General features: G+C 67.2%; 14 protein-coding genes. 4 read left to right on the top strand and 10 right to left on the bottom strand.

Features of this window, described 5'->3' with window-relative positions; all coding sequences use genetic code 11:
• The first annotated feature begins 423 nt into the window (after positions 1-423).
• Entirely contained in the window at positions 424-1,116 is a 693-nt protein-coding gene (locus G9E11_RS07735; RefSeq protein ID WP_190604495.1) for a queuosine precursor transporter, read from the top strand.
• Between the two features lie 54 nt (positions 1,117-1,170).
• On the opposite strand, the gene G9E11_RS07740 is transcribed toward G9E11_RS07735, so the two are convergent.
• The 6 genes from G9E11_RS07740 to G9E11_RS07765 form a co-directional block, all read right to left on the bottom strand.
• Positions 1,171-2,145: a type IV toxin-antitoxin system AbiEi family antitoxin domain-containing protein gene (locus G9E11_RS07740; protein ID WP_190604497.1), complete on the bottom strand. Its 975-nt coding sequence runs from the start codon at positions 2,143-2,145 to the stop codon at positions 1,171-1,173.
• 143 nt (positions 2,146-2,288) lie between these two features.
• Entirely contained in the window at positions 2,289-3,602 is a 1,314-nt protein-coding gene (gene tgt / locus G9E11_RS07745) for a tRNA guanosine(34) transglycosylase Tgt (protein ID WP_190604499.1), read from the bottom strand.
• 33 nt (positions 3,603-3,635) lie between these two features.
• Entirely contained in the window at positions 3,636-4,361 is a 726-nt protein-coding gene (locus tag G9E11_RS07750) for an SRPBCC family protein (RefSeq protein ID WP_190604501.1), read from the bottom strand.
• Between the two features lie 92 nt (positions 4,362-4,453).
• A complete protein-coding gene (locus G9E11_RS07755) occupies positions 4,454-5,572 on the bottom strand; it encodes a DUF6707 family protein (protein ID WP_190604503.1) in 1,119 nt (372 codons plus the stop codon).
• 85 nt (positions 5,573-5,657) lie between these two features.
• On the bottom strand, positions 5,658-6,197 hold the full coding sequence (locus G9E11_RS07760; RefSeq protein WP_111902459.1) for an NUDIX hydrolase family protein: 540 nt from the start codon (positions 6,195-6,197) through the stop codon (positions 5,658-5,660).
• A 135-nt stretch (positions 6,198-6,332) separates the two neighbouring features.
• Positions 6,333-7,061 (bottom strand): VOC family protein, encoded by a 729-nt coding sequence (locus G9E11_RS07765; protein ID WP_190604505.1) that lies wholly within the window; start codon positions 7,059-7,061, stop codon positions 6,333-6,335.
• Positions 7,062-7,203: 142 nt separating this feature from the next.
• Here G9E11_RS07765 and G9E11_RS07770 point away from each other — a divergent pair, with 142 nt between their 5' ends.
• Positions 7,204-7,812 (top strand): YdeI/OmpD-associated family protein, encoded by a 609-nt coding sequence (locus G9E11_RS07770; RefSeq protein ID WP_190604507.1) that lies wholly within the window; start codon positions 7,204-7,206, stop codon positions 7,810-7,812.
• A gap of 105 nt (positions 7,813-7,917) precedes the next feature.
• Positions 7,918-9,582, top strand: coding sequence for a glycoside hydrolase family 32 protein (locus G9E11_RS07775; protein WP_190604509.1), 1,665 nt, complete (start codon positions 7,918-7,920; stop codon positions 9,580-9,582).
• An 89-nt stretch (positions 9,583-9,671) separates the two neighbouring features.
• On the opposite strand, the gene G9E11_RS07780 is transcribed toward G9E11_RS07775, so the two are convergent.
• From G9E11_RS07780 to G9E11_RS07795, 4 genes are all read right to left on the bottom strand, one after another.
• Positions 9,672-10,835 (bottom strand): ABC transporter ATP-binding protein, encoded by a 1,164-nt coding sequence (locus G9E11_RS07780; protein WP_190604511.1) that lies wholly within the window; start codon positions 10,833-10,835, stop codon positions 9,672-9,674.
• Positions 10,832-12,424, bottom strand: coding sequence for an ABC transporter permease (locus tag G9E11_RS07785; RefSeq protein WP_190604513.1), 1,593 nt, complete (start codon positions 12,422-12,424; stop codon positions 10,832-10,834). The genes G9E11_RS07780 and G9E11_RS07785 overlap by 4 nt, the downstream gene beginning before the upstream one ends.
• A gap of 4 nt (positions 12,425-12,428) precedes the next feature.
• Positions 12,429-13,475 (bottom strand): iron ABC transporter substrate-binding protein, encoded by a 1,047-nt coding sequence (locus G9E11_RS07790; protein WP_190604515.1) that lies wholly within the window; start codon positions 13,473-13,475, stop codon positions 12,429-12,431.
• A 162-nt stretch (positions 13,476-13,637) separates the two neighbouring features.
• A complete protein-coding gene (locus G9E11_RS07795; protein ID WP_190604517.1) occupies positions 13,638-14,912 on the bottom strand; it encodes a glycoside hydrolase family 76 protein in 1,275 nt (424 codons plus the stop codon).
• A 197-nt stretch (positions 14,913-15,109) separates the two neighbouring features.
• Between G9E11_RS07795 and G9E11_RS07800 the strand changes: the two genes are divergently transcribed.
• On the top strand, positions 15,110-15,940 hold the full coding sequence (locus tag G9E11_RS07800; RefSeq protein WP_190604519.1) for an SDR family NAD(P)-dependent oxidoreductase: 831 nt from the start codon (positions 15,110-15,112) through the stop codon (positions 15,938-15,940).
• The last annotated feature ends 9 nt before the right edge of the window (positions 15,941-15,949 follow it).

Consider the following 15,949-nt stretch of genomic DNA (forward strand, 5'->3'; position numbering starts at 1 on the left):
GGCATCCCCAAGCCCCAGCCGATGAACACCGCCGGAAGTGCGCCTATGAGGAAGGCGACGACAGCAACAAAGGCTCCGCTGGTCTGGCTGCCGGGGCAAGCCCGGCTGCCGCTCCGAACAAAACACAAAATGTCAGTTGTGCCACCAGTATGCCCAGCCACACCGAGCGTGCAGGCAGCACCACCCTCGGCTGACGGTGGCCGTGCTTTCTCAAGCTGCTGGTCTGGTTCATGCGTCCCCCTGGACGGCTGATGCTCCGCCAGTCTACGGTGGCGGCGCTGGTGGGCGGCCTCCCGGGTGGGACAATGGAGGGCGGTTTCGGCGGCCAGCCGGCGGGGCCCGTCCAGTGCTAATACAGCCGGCCGCCAGACCCCTTGGTCGGGACGCAGGCAGCCGAGCGAACCACTACGAATGGAACCCCCCATGACCACCGCCCAGTCCTCCGTGCCGAAAGCAGCGCCGAAATTCGCCTCGGTCGGCTCCCCCTACTTCGGGATCATGCTCGCCGTCATGGCCGTGGTGCTGATCCTGTCCAACATCGGTGCCTCCAAGGGCGTGGCATTCGGCCCAATCGTCACGGACGGCGGCTTTTTCCTGTTCCCGCTGGCGTACATCTTGGGCGACGTCATCAGTGAGGTTTACGGCTTCAGGGTGGCCCGGAAAGCCATTGTCACCACGTTCGCCCTGTCCGTCTTCGCCTCGCTTTGCTACTGGGTGATCATTGCGCTGCCCGGCTTCGACGACTATTTCGGCACCGCCAAGCAGGCCGCCCTCGAAGGCGCCATCGGCCCGGTTCCGCAGATTGTGCTGGCCTCGCTTCTGGCGTTCTTCGCCGGGCAGACCATCAACTCCTGGATCCTGGTCCGGATGAAGGCGCGCACCGGGGAGAAGTCCCTGTGGGCGCGCATCATGGGCTCGTCAGTGGCAGGCGAATTTGTGGACACGCTGATCTTCTGCAGCATCGCGGCCTCGGTGATCGGCATCAGTGACTTCGGCATGTTTGTGAACTACGTGCTGGTGGGTTTCCTTTACAAGACCCTCGTGGAGTTCCTCTTCGTTCCCGTGACAACCCTGGCCATCGGCTGGGTCAAGAAGCGCGAACCGAGCTACGCGTAGTTCGGCTCTGCGCCCGTTTCGACGGTTCCCTGCCCGTTCGACGTTCCGCAACGTCTAACGGGCAGGGAACCGTCGAAACGGGGCGGGCTGTGTACCACCCGATCCCACTTCCAGCGCCCGAAGCAGCCGGTACTTGAACTCCTGTTCCCGAAACAGGTCCTTCCACTCCACCCGGACGAAAACCCACCCCTGCTCCATGAGCACCTTTTCTCGCCGGCGCTCCTCGAACACGACCTCGCTCGTGGGCCGGAAATCAAAGTACTTTGTCTTGCCATCGAACTCCAGAGCAACCTTTCGCTCGGGCCATGCAAAGTCCAGGCGGTGCTCGCCCAAGGATGTCCGCACCACGAATTGGAGCTCGGGTGGCGGAATCCTGAGCCTGTGGATGAGTTCCCGGGTCAAGCTCTCACCTGCAGATTCGGAGCGGGCATCCACCAACTCCAGTGCCCGGCGCAATGCTACAACCCCGTTACGGCCCGCCAACGCGGTGCAGTAGTCCTGCAGCAGGTGCAAGTCGGCCCCCAGACGGGCGGCGTGGTCCACGAGAATCAGGGATTGGCGCACGTTAAACATCAGGCAGCAGTCCACTACAGTCCGCTCCAACGAGGTGCACGGCAGGTCATCCACAAAGGTCACCTCACGGCTGCTCAGACGCCGGGTATGGGCCGCCACGTCGCGCCCGTGCGAGACACCCGACGGGCAGCCAGCCTGGGTCAGATGGACCACACCGTCGACGCCCCACAGATGGAGCCTCTGCAGGCTGGCGCCTGAAGTGTGGCTGTAAACGAAGCCACCGGCCGACGTCGTCCGTGTTCCGTGCGCATGGGCAAAAATAAGCTGGCGACGGCGGCCCGCGGCGTTCAGGCCCGTCCACCAGCTACCTCGCGCATAGCAGCCGCGGCGCACTCGGATGAGGCTGCCTTCGCCAACCAGTTGGGCGATTGCCCGCGAATTCAGGCCGTGCTGCAGGAGCTGGTCTGTGCGCCACAGGTTCTCCGTCACGGGCAATGCAGGGACACGTGAGTTCATCTCTCCACCTTGGCCACGGCAGTGACGGAGCCACAGAGACTCCCGCTCTTATGTGGAGAACGCCGCTTCGACGGTTCCCTGCCGCTTCGACGTTCCGCGACGTCTGGTGCGCAGGGAACCGTCGAAACGGCGCGCCACAGGCCCTAGGAGTAATACCGCCCCAGGGTCTCGGCCTTGAACTCGAAGAAGTCGCCGGACTCGATGGCCAGCCGCGCGTCGTCCACCATCTTCACCACGAAGCGCTCGTTGTGGATGGAGATGAGCGTGGCCGAGAGCATCTCCTTGGCCTTGAACAGGTGGTGGATGTACGCGCGCGAATAGTTCAGGCAGGCGTAGCAGTCGCAGCCGTCCTGCAACGGGCCGAAGTCGCGCTTGTACTTGGCGCCGGACAGGTTGAAGCGGCCGTCGGGCGTGTAGAACGCCGAGTTGCGGGCCACGCGGGTGGGGGAGACGCAGTCGAAGGTGTCGGCGCCGTTCTCGATGGCCGTGAAGATGTCGTCCGGCTCGGAGATGCCCAGCAGGTGCCGCGGCTTGTTCTCCGGCAGTTCCTCGTTGCACCAGCGCACGATGGTGCCCAGGTTCTCCTTCTCGAGGGCGCCGCCGATCCCGTATCCGTCGAAGGCCATGGCACCGAGGTCGCGGCAGGCCTTGCGGCGCAGGTTCTCGTACTGGGCGCCCTGGATCACGCCGAACAGCGCCTGGTACGGCTTGCCCGGGCGTTCGTCAGTGAGCCGGAAGTGCTCCTCGATGCACCGCAAAGCCCAGCGCCGGGTGCGCTCCAGCGATTCCTCCTGGTAGCCCCGTGAGTTCTGCAGCGTGGTGAGCTCGTCGAACGCGAACATGATGTCTGCGCCGATCTGATGCTGGACCTCCATGGAGATCTCGGGCGAGAAGCGGTGGCGGTCGCCGTTGAGGTGGCTCTTGAACCAAACGCCGTCCTCGTCCACGTGGGCCAGCCGCTCCTTGCCCGGCGCCACAGCATCGTCGGGGACGGCGGTATCCGCCACCGGCACCGTCTTCATGTCGATGACCTTCTTGAACCCCGACCCGAGGCTCATCACCTGGAAGCCGCCCGAATCTGTGAAGGTGGGCCCGGGCCAGTTCATGAAGGCGCCCAGGCCGCCGGCTTCGTCCAGGATCTCGGGGCCGGGCTGCAGGTACAGGTGGTAGGCGTTGGCCAGCAGGGCCTGGGCGCCGAGTTCGGCCATGGACTCGGGAAGCACGGATTTCACCGTGGCTTTGGTGCCGACGGCGATGAAGGCCGGCGTCTGGATCTCGCCGTGCGGGGTGGTGATGGTGCCGGTCCGGCCCAGGAACCCGCCTCCGTTGGCGCTCTCCTGTTCGGGGGCGGGGCTGCATGTTTCAGTGAGCCGCTTGCCCACCCGGAAGGAGAACTCCGACTGGCGGGCGGCAGGCACCGGTGCAGGCGGGAAGGAGGGGTCAGGATTGGCTGGCACGGTTCAAGTGTGCCAGCTAACAGCCGCGGACCCTTACTGGAGGGGTTCTGATGTGGGGTAGTTCTCAGAGCGCCAGTCGTCCCACAGGGAGCGGATCGTTTCCATGCTGTTCGCGCCGAGATCGTACAGCGAGAGGATCACCAGCGATCCGCCGTCGGGCCTTTTCTCGGGGATCACGGGCTGGTCGGCCACGATCAGCAGGCCCTCACCGTGCTCCGCGTAGCTGTGCACGGTGAGGCCCACCTGGTGGTTGGTCTTGTGCCAGACCCTGCCCGAGACTTCCTCGCCGGTGCCGAGGGTGAGCGAATACTCTTCGCCGGGGGCGGGAATGTCCTTGAGCCCGAGTTTCTCGATTGCGGACCCGCCGCTGCCGGGGACGGAGAAATAGCAGGTCCGGCGCTGGCCGTGGGGATGGCGCTCCAGCGCGAACCTCAGCTGCTGCAGGAAGATGAGCCATCCTTGGGTGATGTCCTCGTCCCACGCGGCCCATTCCGAGTTGTGGTCCACGCCGGCGCGGGTGACACTGACCTCTGTCCCGGTGGGCACGGGTTTCAGCGTAAAGACGTCGCCGCCGTCGACGGTCAGCGTGGTGTGGTCCGGCCCTTCGACCACGTTCTTGCCGAAGTAGATCTCATTGATTTCCTCGGCCAATTCGTCGGTTTCCCAGCCATGCCACTGCGCGATTTTCGAGGGTTCACGCAGCATCGTCCAAACCTGCGGCGCGTCCGAATTGATCACAACGCTGAGATTGTTCGTCATGGCCTGAATCTACAACTTGGGGTGCAACCCGGGCTAGAGCAAATTTCTGTGGAAAACGGGTTCAGCCGTCCCAGCGGCAGGCCCGGGGCTGCCTAGGCCCGCACGGATTCCAGTTCGTTCGCAATCCGCCGCTCCAGTTCCGATGCGCTGATGGTCTGCGATCCTCCGTGGGCGCGAAGGAACAGCAGCGATTCCAGGCGCAGCAACCGCCACTCGCGCTCCGCCTCATGGTTGGAGTTGTCGATGGAGCGGAAAATCTCTTTGTCGTACAGGTTCGGCTCGTTGAGAGAGCGTTGGCGCACCCTGGCCTGCATCCGCGCCTTGAACGGATCCGTCTCCTGGTTGTCCGGAGCCCGGAGCAGCTTCTCATACACGGCGGCGCGGTCTTTGTGCCCTGTCTGCCGGCACACGTAGCTGGACAGCGCGAGCGACGCCTCCACCGATCCCCAGCGCCCCGGGTTGCCGTCGAACGGCAGCACGTTCAGCAGGTCGGCGACCGCCAGCGCGGCCTCGGCGTCCTTGAGCATGACGAACAGCTCATGCGCGAGGTCGCTCAGGTCCTTCAGGCAGCTGCCGGACTTGGTGTTGATGCCCTTGACCAGCTTGTCGGCCAGCAGTTGCACCCCGGCGGAGTCCGGATGGGCCTCCGCCACGGCTTCCACCACGGATTCAGGGGTTCCGGAGGGCTCCGGGATGAGGGCAAGATCATCGACGCTGGGGCCGATCACCACCGGGGTGGTGGACGGCAGGGGAGGCACGACGACGGCGGCGGGCGCCGTCCGTGCAGGCTCCGCGGGTGCTTGGTCCCCCACTACGCTGTTCGCCACTACGGAAAGGGCGGTGCCGGCGTCGGACGCCTGGGCGTCCGACGTTTGGGCGGGACCATCCGCCGTTCCGGCGCCGTCTGCAGGCGCGGCACCTTCGCCGACGCCTGCGGTCTTCACAGCGTCATTGCCGGCGTCTTCCGGGGCGGGGAAGTCGCCAACCGCGGGTTCGGGGATCCGCACGGACGAGCCGGCCGCGATGCGCAGCGTGCCGCCGCCGGTGAGGGTGGCAAGGATAATGGCGGGGCTGCCGAAATCATCGGTTTCGACTTCTACGGAGTGGATTTCCGCTGACCGCTTGCCATCCGGCAAGAGCAGGTGGTCGCCCGCCCGCAGAGAGCCCGCCTGCTGTTCACGGTAGGTCTTGGCAGCTGCAGGGTGGTTCATCGGGAGTCCTTAAGTTCTCTTGCGGTCCGCCCAACAGTCTACAAAGGAGAGGCTGCGAAGTCGGGGAGGCGCGGGCGCCCGGGCGTTAGCTGCCGACGCCGGCGTAGGCCAGGGCCTGCTTCACCAGGGCGCCGCGGCCGCCGGCGAACTCGAGCTGCACGCCGTCGCTGAGCACTTCCTGGGGCGTCATCCAGGTCAGCTCCAGCGCGTCCTGGCGGGGGTCGCATTCGCCGGTCACGGGGATGATGTAGGCGAGCGACACGGCGTGCTGGCGGTCGTCCGTGAAGCCGGTGTGCGAGGGGGCGGGGAAGTATTCGGCCACGGTGAAGGGCACGGGGCTGATGGGGAGCTGAGGGAATGCCAGCGGGCCGAGGTCCTTTTCCATGTGGCGCAGCAGGGCGGCTCGGATGGTCTCGCGGTAGAGCACCCGGCCGGAGACGAGCGACCGGACCATGGTGCCGTCCTCGTCTGCCTGCAGGAGCGTGCCCACCTCATTCACGAACCCGAGTGGATCCAGCCGGACCGGCACCGCCTCCACGTAGACCATCGGAAGCCTGCCTCGGGCTTCGAAGAGATCTTCGTCCGAGAGCCAGCCGGGGTTGGGGTCAGGGGTGCGCACGTTCATGAGTCATTTTTACCCCATCGCCACAGGTCCGGCCGCCGAGGCGTGAGATTCCACCGTTTAGAGGCAGGCAAAGCGACGAGATTTCACCCCTCGATTTGCCGCCCGACGACGAGCGCCGCGGGTAGGGGAGCGGGGCTACGACGGGCGCCGGACGGAGATCCAGAGCGGTGCCCGCTGGGCTGCCGCGCCGTCATTGTCCGGGTGAGGCACATGCAGGGTGCGTCCGAAGGCCTCCTCGGTCAGCGTAACGTCGTGTCCTGCGGCAGTGAGTCGGTCCTGCAGGGCGCTTAGGTCGCCGGCGTACTCGAACCCCAGTCCTGCGTGCGCCGCGCCGGTACCTGGCCGGGCCATCAGGACACCGCCGTTCTTGGCCGTGAAGTCGGCGGTTTCGTCGTCGTCGGGGACCGGCCGGAAACGCGCGCCGATGTCCCGCAGCGCCTGGGCGGCGGCTGTCACATCCTCGCTGAACCAGACCTCCACCACGGCCAGCGCCGGATCCGCATCCGCGCAGAGGGCCCCGTGGGCGGCTTTGTCGGCGAAGAAGCTGAAGCCGTCCGCACCCGTGATCCGGCAGGAGTCGCCGTGGTCCGCCCGGACAAGCTCGGCGGAGGAGGTGTCCGATTCCGCGCCGGATTGGTTGGTGCGCCGGGCAAACTCCTCGAGGTCACCGACCTCCACGCCGAAATGCGTGACGCCGTCCTCCGCCGCGCCCCGATCGGCCTGGTGCAGCGCCAGCCGCCCCGCCCCGGCGTCGTACTCCCGCCAGGAGCCCTCATCGGTGGACTTGATCATCCCCAGGTCGGTGAGGAGCCGCTCCCAGGGTTCAACCCGGGACGTGAAGTGGATGGGGCGGACACGAAGCATGCTCTCTCCTCGAACTCGAAACACCAGGATCTTCGAAAACGGCGCCGACATGGCCATGATGCCACGTCTTGAATCGCGTGGCACCGGGTTGAATCCGGAGGCGCTGGGTTGAATCCGGGGGCACTGAAGGCAGAATAGGCGCATGGGTGTGGAACTCGAGGAACTGCTGGTGCCTGACGCCGCCGCGTGGCGGACTTGGCTGGAATCCCACCACAGCGACAGCCCCGGCGTCTGGCTCGTCCTGCACAAGAAGGGCGGCAACGTCACCCAACTGGACTACGACGCCGCCCTGGACGAGGCGCTGTGCTTCGGCTGGATCGACGGCCAAGTCAAGAAGCGCGACGGCGACAGCTACCTCCAGCGCATGACCCGCCGGGGTGCCAAGAGCCCCTGGTCGGAACGGAACGTCGGCCACGTGGCCCGCCTTGAGGCGGAAGGGAAGATGACAGTTCCGGGCCGCGCCGCCGTCGACGCCGCCAAAGCGGACGGCCGCTGGGAGGCCGCCTATTCGGGACAGGCGACGGCGGAGGTCCCGGCGGATCTGGCCGCCGCCATCGCCGCTGTGCCCGAGGCGCAGGCCATGTTCGATGTGCTGACCTCGGTGAACCGCTACGCGCTGATCTACCGGACCAATTCGGTCAAGCAGGCCTCCACCCGGGAGCGGAAGATCGCCGGATTTGTCGAGATGCTGGCTCGCGGCGAGACGCCTTATCCGCAGAAGAAGCGCCCGGCGCAGAATGCAGCGGGTTGAGCCTGGTGCTTCGTTCCGCTGGTTGAGCCTGTCGAAACCAGGTAGCCGGATCGAAAAGGCCGTCCGCGCTAAAATTGAGGCCGACTCCCAACACGAACGGCGAACATGCAGCGGTATTCCCTACGCACGCTGAGCCCACGCGGGCGGTGGATTGCGGCGGCAGTGGTCCTGGCTCTGGTGCTGGCCGCGGCTGCGGTGATCGGCCTGGCGGGGCGTTCGGGCGACGGCGGAACGCCCGGCGGTGCGGGACCCCAAAGCAGCGGCGCCCAGAGCGAAGCTCCAAAATCGTTCAGCAGGCCGGAGGGCGCCTCGCAGTTCCGGCCCTCCTACCACCTCACCCCTGCCAAAGAGTGGATGAACGACCCGCAGCGGCCATTCCTGCTGGATGGGGTGTGGCACTACTACTACCTCTACAACGCGGACCACCCCGAGGGGAACGGCACCGAATGGTTCCACGTCACCAGCACCGACCTGGTGCACTGGAAGGACGAGGGCGTTGCCATCGGGAAGTTCAAGAACGGCCTCGGGGACATTGAGACCGGCAGCGCCGTGGTGGACCAGGACAACACCGCCGGCTTCGGCAAGGGTGCCGTCGTCGCCGTTCTGACCCAACAGGACAAAGGCGTGCAGCGGCAGTCCCTGTTCTACTCCACGGACAAGGGCTACACCTTCAAGGCCGCCGACGGGAACCCGGTCATGGAGAACCCCGGCGCCCAGCACTGGCGCGATCCCAAAATCATCCGTGACGAGGCCCGCGGACAGTGGGTCATGGCATTGGCCGAGGGGGAGAAGATCGGCCTGTACTCCTCAAAGGACCTTAAGGACTGGCATTACGTGTCCGGCTTTGAGCGGAAGGGCCTCGGAATCCTCGAATGCCCCGACCTCTTCCAGCTGGACCTCGACGGCGACCCCGCCAAACGCACCTGGGTCTTGGCCGCCAGCGCGAACGGCACCGCGGAAGGCCGGACCACCGGCGTGGCCTACTGGACCGGGACCTTTGACGGAACCACGTTCACCCCCGCAGATGACAAACACCAGTGGCTCGACGCCGGCTCCGACTTCTATGCCGCCGTCACCTGGGACGATCCCCGGCTCCCGGAAAACGAACGGATGGCGTCCCGCCACGCCATCGGCTGGATGAACAACTGGACGTACGCCCGGCAACTGCCCACCACGGACTGGCAGGGCGGCGCTGACTCCATCGTGCGGGACATCCGGCTGAAGGCCGTGCAGGGGCGGCCTACGCTGGTCTCCACCCCCACTCCCGCCCTGTCCGCACTGGACGGCGAAGCCAAGACGGCAGGCAGCAGGGCGCTGACCCGGGAGGGCGCAGGCGAGCTTCCCGCGCCCGCAGGCGGCGCCTACCGGCTGGATGTGACCCTGGAACGTGCACCGGGCGACGACGGCATTGAGGCCCTGCTGAAGCTTGGCAGTGGCGGCGCGGACTATGCCACGGTGGGCTACAACTTCGAGCCAGGCACGGCCTGGGTGAGCCGGGCGGCAGTGGTGCCCGGCGCTGAGGCCCTGGGCCCGCTCTTTACCGACCGGAGGAGCGCCCAGAGCCCGCCCCGGAACGGCATCGTGGAGCTGTCCATTTGGGTGGATTACTCTTCGGTGGAGGTCTTCGTGAACGGCGGGGAGCAGACCCTGACGTCGGTGGTGCTGCCGCGGTCCGGGCAGCCGGCGGTCAGCGCCGCGACCGCCGGCGGGAAGCTGACGCTGAAGTCGTTCAAGTACACGCCGCTGGCCACGGTGCTGACGGCACGCTAGACGCGCTGGTCGGAAGAGATTAGGCGCAGCGGCGCGCAAGAACGAGCGGCGCGCCAAGGTGGCACGCCAGCAGAAAACTCAGCGGAACGTCAGGCGGACTCGAGCGGGAACGCCACCGCTTCGCCCACCACGCGCAGGCAGAGTTCCGTGCCCGGCTGGGCGATGGACGCGTTCCAGTGCCGGATGGTAATTACTTCACCGCCGCCGGGGTAGCGGTGGTCGGGCATGGCGCCGGCCAGCTTAGGCGGCACGGCGAGCTTGAGCCGCACGGTGGTCTCGGGGCCGAAGTAGTCGGTATCCACCACCACGCCGCGGATAGGCCCGTCCTCGGCAATGCGAATCTGCTCGGGACGCAGCATGAGCTGGACGCGGCCCTGTGCGGGCGGGCGCCGGACAGGGATCCCGCCCAGCGAGCAGGTGGCCAGCGACCCCTCCATCCAGGCATCGAGGATCACGGCGTCGCCCAGGAATTCGGCCGTGGCGCGGTCCGCCGGCCGCGTGTAGACCACGAAAGGGTTGCCGATCTGCGCCAGCTTGCCGCCCCGCATCACCGCTACCTGGTCTGCGAAGGACAGCGCCTCGGCCTGGTCGTGGGTGACCAGGATGGTGGTCACCCCGGCCTCGTTGAGGACTTTGGCCACAGCACGCCGCGTGGCCACCCGCAGTCCGGCGTCCAGGGCGGAGAATGGCTCATCCAGCAGCATGAGTTCGGGTTCCCGGGCGAGCGCCCGGGCCAGGGCGACGCGCTGCTGCTGGCCGCCGGAGAGCTGGTGCGGCCGGCGCTTGGCCATGGCCGTGTCCAGCGACACCATCTCGAGGAGTTCGTTGACCCGGGCGTTAACGGCGCGGCGGCCGCCGTCGAGCTTTGCGGCATTGAGTCCGAACGCGATGTTCTGCCCCACGGTCAGGTGGGGGAACAGGGCGCCGTCCTGGGCCACGTAGCCGACGTGGCGCTTGTGTGCCGGCTTCCACACGCCGTCGCCAGCCACCGGGGAACCGTTCAGCGAGATGCTGCCGGTGCCCGGGTGTTCAAAGCCGGCGATCAGCCGGAGCAGGGTGGTTTTGCCGGAACCCGACGGGCCCACGATCGCGGTGGTTCCGCCCTTGGCCACGGACAGGTTCACGCCCTTGAGGACGGCCTGCGAGCCGAAGTTCTTGGTGACGGAGTCGATCTCCAGGTGGCTGTTGGTGCTTGGCGCCACGGACCGTGAGATCCGCGGTTCCGGAAGCCTGGACGGGGATTGTTCGGTCACTGTCCCGCTACTTTCTTGGACTGCTGGAAGAGCAAATAGGTCATGGGCGCCGAGATCACGATCATGAGCAGGGCGTACGGCGCGGCGCCTGCGTAGTCGATTTCGCTGCTCTTGCTCCAGAACTCGGTGGCCAGGGTCCTCGTCCCGTTGGGGGAGAGCAGCAGTGTGGCGGTCAGCTCGTTGGCGATGCCGAGGAAGACGAGCGCCGCCCCGCCGGCCGCAGCGGGTGCGGTGAGCCGGAGCGTCACCCGGATGAAGGACAGCAGCGGCGGTGTTCCCAGGGCCTGGGCCGCCTCATCCAGCTCCTTGGGTGCCTGGGCCAGGCCGGCACGGATGTTGACCAGGGCGCGCGGCAGGAACAGCAGGATGTAGGCGGCCACCAGGACGCCCGCCGTCTGGTAGACGCCCGGGACCAGCCGGATGCTGACGGTGACGAAGGCCAGGGCCACCACGATGCCTGGCATGGAGCTGGTGACGTAGTTGGAAAGTTCGAGGGCCTTGCTGAACCAGCTGGCATGCCGAACGGCCAGGTACGCCATGGGGAAGGCGACAACAGTGGTGGCTCCGGCGCCGGCCAGCCCGTACAGCAGGGTCTGCCACAGCGCCGGAACGAATTCGTCGGCCGCCCAGATGTCAGCGCCGCCGGCAATGATCCAGCGCAGCACGAACAGCAGCGGCAGCCCGAAGGCAAGCAGGGTCAGGCCGAGCAGGGCCAGCTGGGCCGGAACCTGGTAGGCGTGAAGCGGCAGGCGCAGGGCCTTGGCCTGCGCGCCGGAGCCCACGCGGGCGTACCGGGCGGTGCCGCGGCTGCGCACCTCGACCAGGAGCAGGAGGAGGCAGAAGAACACCAGCACGCTGGCCAGCATGGTGCCTGCGGCGCCGTTGAACGTGGACTGGTACTGCACCATGATGGCCGTGGTGAACGTGTCGAAGCGGATCATCGCAAAGGCGCCGTACTCGGCCAGCAGGTGCAGAGCCACCAGCAGCCCGCCGCCGGTCATCGCGATCCGGAGCTGCGGCAGGACCACACGGAAAAAGGCCCGCCAGGCCCCCAGCCCGAGGGACGCAGCCGACTGCTCTACGGCGGGATCCAGCCGGCTCAGCGTTGCGGCTGCGGGAATGTAGACCAGCGGAAAGTAGGAGAGCGTGGCTATGAGCACGCCGGAAAACAGCCCGTGCAGGGACGGCACAGCGGAAACCCACGCGTAGCTGTTGACGAAGGCAGGGATGGCCAGCGGCGCCGCGAGCAGCACCGCCCACACCTTCTGTCCGCGCAGCGTGGTTCGTTCCACGAGCCACGCGCCGCCCACGCCCAGGATGAGGCACAACGGCACCGTGAGCGCGATCAGGAGCACCGTGTTGAGCAGCAGCTCGCCGACGCGCGGGCGCACGATGAGTTCAATGGCAGTGTCCCAGCCCGTGGCTGCGGTCATCACCGCGACGTAGCCGAGGGGGACGAGTGCGAACAGGGCGATCAGCACCGCCATGACGCCTACCGCGGAAACGCCGAAAGGCGGGCGGGGGCGCTTGCCCCGGCCCGCCGTCGTCGTGCTTCCGGATGTCTCCGGTGCCGATACTTGCGTGGTCACGGAATTAGAGCAGTCCTGCCTTGGTCATCAGTTCCGTGACCTTCTCGGAGTTCAGCTTGGCGGGGTCCACGGTGGGAGCCTGAAGTTCCTTGATCGGAACCAGCTTCTCGCTGGCGGGGACGCCGGAAGCGATGGCGTACTCGAAGGACGTGCCCTTCTGCAGGACTTCCTGGCCCTTCTTGCCGGTGATGAACTTCAGGAAGGCCTGGGCGTTCTCGGCGTTCTTCGAGGACTTCAGCACGCCGCCGCCGGAGACGGACAGGAACGCGCCCGGGTCCTGGTTCTTGAAGTAGTACGGCGTGACGTTCTTGGAGTTCTCGCCGGTCTTCGCCTGGTCGCCGTAGTAGTAGTAGTGGTAGATCAGCGCGGCATCAACCTCGCCGGCGTTCACTGCCTTCATGGCGGTGCTATTGCCCTTGTAGGCGGTGAAGTTTTCCTTCATGCCCTTCAGCCATGCCTCGGCAGCGGCTTCGCCCTTGAGCTCAACGAGTGCGGAGACGATGGCCTGGAAGTCGGCGCCGCTCGGGGAGGCTGCCCACTTGCCCTTCCACTCCGGCTTGGCCAGGTCCAGCATGGACTTCGGCAGCTTGTCCTCGGAGATCTTGTTCTTGTCGTAAACCAGGACGGTGGAGCGGGCGGCGATGCCGGTCCACTTGTTGGTGCTGGGGCGGAACTCCGCCGGAACCTGGGCCACCGTGTCCTTGTCGACGTCGGCGAACAGGCCGGCGTTCTCCACCTGCGCCATTGCGGGGGAGTTCTCCGTGAGGAAGACGTCCGCCGGTGAGGCTGCGCCTTCCTGGACAATCTGGTTGGACATCTCGGTGTCGTCACCCTGGCGGAGCGTCACCTTGATGCCGGTTTCCGCGGTGAAGGCGTCCGCCCATTCCTTGGTGAGGCTTTCGTGCTGCGCGTTGTAAACCGTGATCTCGCCCTTGGAGGCGTCAGCGGAGGACGAGGCAGCGGGGGAGGTGCCGGAGCCACAGGCGGAGAGGCCGAGGGCTGCGGTGGCGGCGATCGCGATGCCGGCCAGCGCGTTAATGCGGATCTTCATCGGGGTGCTTCTTTCTGCAAAAGTCTCGTGGGCCAGGCCCGCGTGAGCTGGGGAAGTTAGGTGAAGCTCACTCGAAAAACTGTAGGTTAGCCAAACCTAAGCACCAAGCGACAGAGGCCTTAAGTGATGAGGATCACATCAATTACGACACTGTTGCGTGTCCTAATTGGCGCCTGGTCCGGAGCCCGCTGTTGCTGACGCCGCTGCCACTGCAGCCGCTGCCTCCAAGGCCATCCAGGCCTGAAGCTGGGTGGAAAGTTCGACGGCGGCGCCCGGCGGATATGTGTCGCTCGCCGGCCGCCGGGGTTCGAAGGAGAACAACGATCCGCCGGCCCGCCCGTGCCGGGCCAGCGGTTCGCCTGCGACGATCAGCCGGCGGCCGGCCCAGAGGGCGCCGGCCGTGCCGGTGACCAGTCCGGCGGCGGTGGCGCGGACGTCCTGCGGCAGCCGCTGGTCGTTCGCGGCCAGCGCCAGGTAGCGGCTGAGGATGCCGGTGAACAGCCCGCCGTCGCCGGTGCTGTCGCAGCGGAGGACCGGGCTGGCCGCGGGGGTGGCCTCTGTGCTGTTGCCGGTCTTCGTCCCGCCGGCCTCCGGCAGGGTGAGGTGCGCGGCCACTGCCCGCACCACGGTCGATGCGCGCTCCAAGTTGGCGGTGCCGCCGAGCTCCAGCAGGGCGCCCAGGACAGGCCCCTGGTTGTACGTGTAGATCGCCTCCTCCAGCACGGTCTCCCCGGTGCTGCGGATCCGGAGGCCGTCCAGGTAGAGCCCCCGGGTGGGGTCGAACAGCCGCGCATCCAGCCAGTCGATCAGCGCCTGCGCCTTGGCGGTGTTGCCCGTGCGTGCATAGTAGAGCGCTACCGGTGCCGTGGCCGGGGTGTTCTTAAAGTCCCGCTTGGTGCTCCAGAACGTGCCGCCGCCCAGGTCGTCGGTGGATGCCGAGTCGAACTGCAGGGTCAGGCTCTTGCGGATCCTCTCCTGCCGCCGGGTTCTGGGCTGTCGGCTCTCCTCGGCCAGCCGCTCCAGGCGGAGTGTGGACAGTGCCAGCCAGGCCATGTCGTCGTAATAATGGTTCACGAACGTCAGGAAATTCCGCAGCCTGATGCCGGTGACCAGCCGCGAGGCGAGCTGGCCGGCGCTGGGCCGAGTGCCGCCGTCGTACTTTTCCGGCGGCCGCCCCGCCCTCCCGAGTTCGCGAAAGCCCGCGTCCACGAGGCAGTCCAGATAATGCGCCTGCCACCAGTAGTGCCACGGGCGGCGCAGGTTCTCGATGTGGCCGGAGGGGCGGGCGGTGGCCGCAATGTGCGTCCCGGGCAGGAAGAACAGCCGCTGGCCGAACAGATGGGTTACCGACCGTGCGGCCTCGTCGGCCCGCTCTGCCCAGGCCGCTGCGGGGGCGGGGACGGCATTCGGGGTGGCGTCAGCATCTGGCTGGATCATTCCGCCAGCCTAGCGAACCGCCCACCTGGCGACCGGCCAGCCTGGCGACCCGCCCGCCGGGCGACCCGCGCGGCCCGGGCGGCCGAAAACCGGGCGGCGCGGGGTGCATCCGGCGCCCATTTCAGTTAACATGCACTAACTAACGTTCGCGGCCGGAACCGGATCCGCATCGACCTGTTCCGCATCAAGGAGGATGTATGGAAATCGAGGATTCCGTCGCGCTCATCACGGGCGGTGCATCCGGCCTGGGCGCCGCCACGGCCCGGCGGCTGTTCGATGCCGGCGCCTCTGTGGTTCTTGCCGACCTCGGCACCTCGGCCGGCGCCGCGTACGCCGACGAACTGAATGCGGCCGGCCCGCGGAACCCTGCGGGCACCGCTTCAGGCCGCGAGGTGGCAGCCCCCAAAGCGGTTTTCGTTCCGGCGGATGTGACCAGCGAGGATCAGGTGCAGGCCGCTGTGGACGCCGCCGTCGGGCTGGGACCGCTGCGGATCGTGGTGAACTGCGCCGGCATCGCCACGCCGGGCAAGGTCCTGGGCCGCGACGGCGTGCTGCCGCTGGAGACCTTCCAACGCGTCATCCAGATCAACCTGGTGGGCACCTTCAACGTGGTCCGGCTGGCCGCCGCCGCGATGGCCGCCACGGAGCCGGCTGTCTCCGAGCTCGGCGGGGAGGAGCGCGGCGTGATCATCAACACCGCCTCGGTAGCCGCGTTCGACGGGCAGATCGGCCAGCCGGCTTACGCTGCATCCAAGGGTGGCGTGGCCGCCATGACCCTGCCCCTGGCCCGCGAACTGGCCCGGTCCCTCATCCGCGTGGTGACCATCGCGCCCGGGATTTTCGAGACCCCGATGATGGCCGGGCTGCCGCAGGAGGCGCAGGAGTCACTGGGCCGGCAGGTGCCGCACCCATCCCGCCTGGGCCGGCCCGCCGAGTATGCCAACCTCGCCGCGCACATCGTGGAGAACGCCATGCTCAACGGCGAAACGATCCGCCTCGACGGCGCCATCCGGATGGGCCCGAAGTGAACGGCACCG

It is taken from the genome of Arthrobacter ipis (assembly GCF_014694315.1).
Classification (GTDB): domain Bacteria; phylum Actinomycetota; class Actinomycetes; order Actinomycetales; family Micrococcaceae; genus Arthrobacter; species Arthrobacter ipis.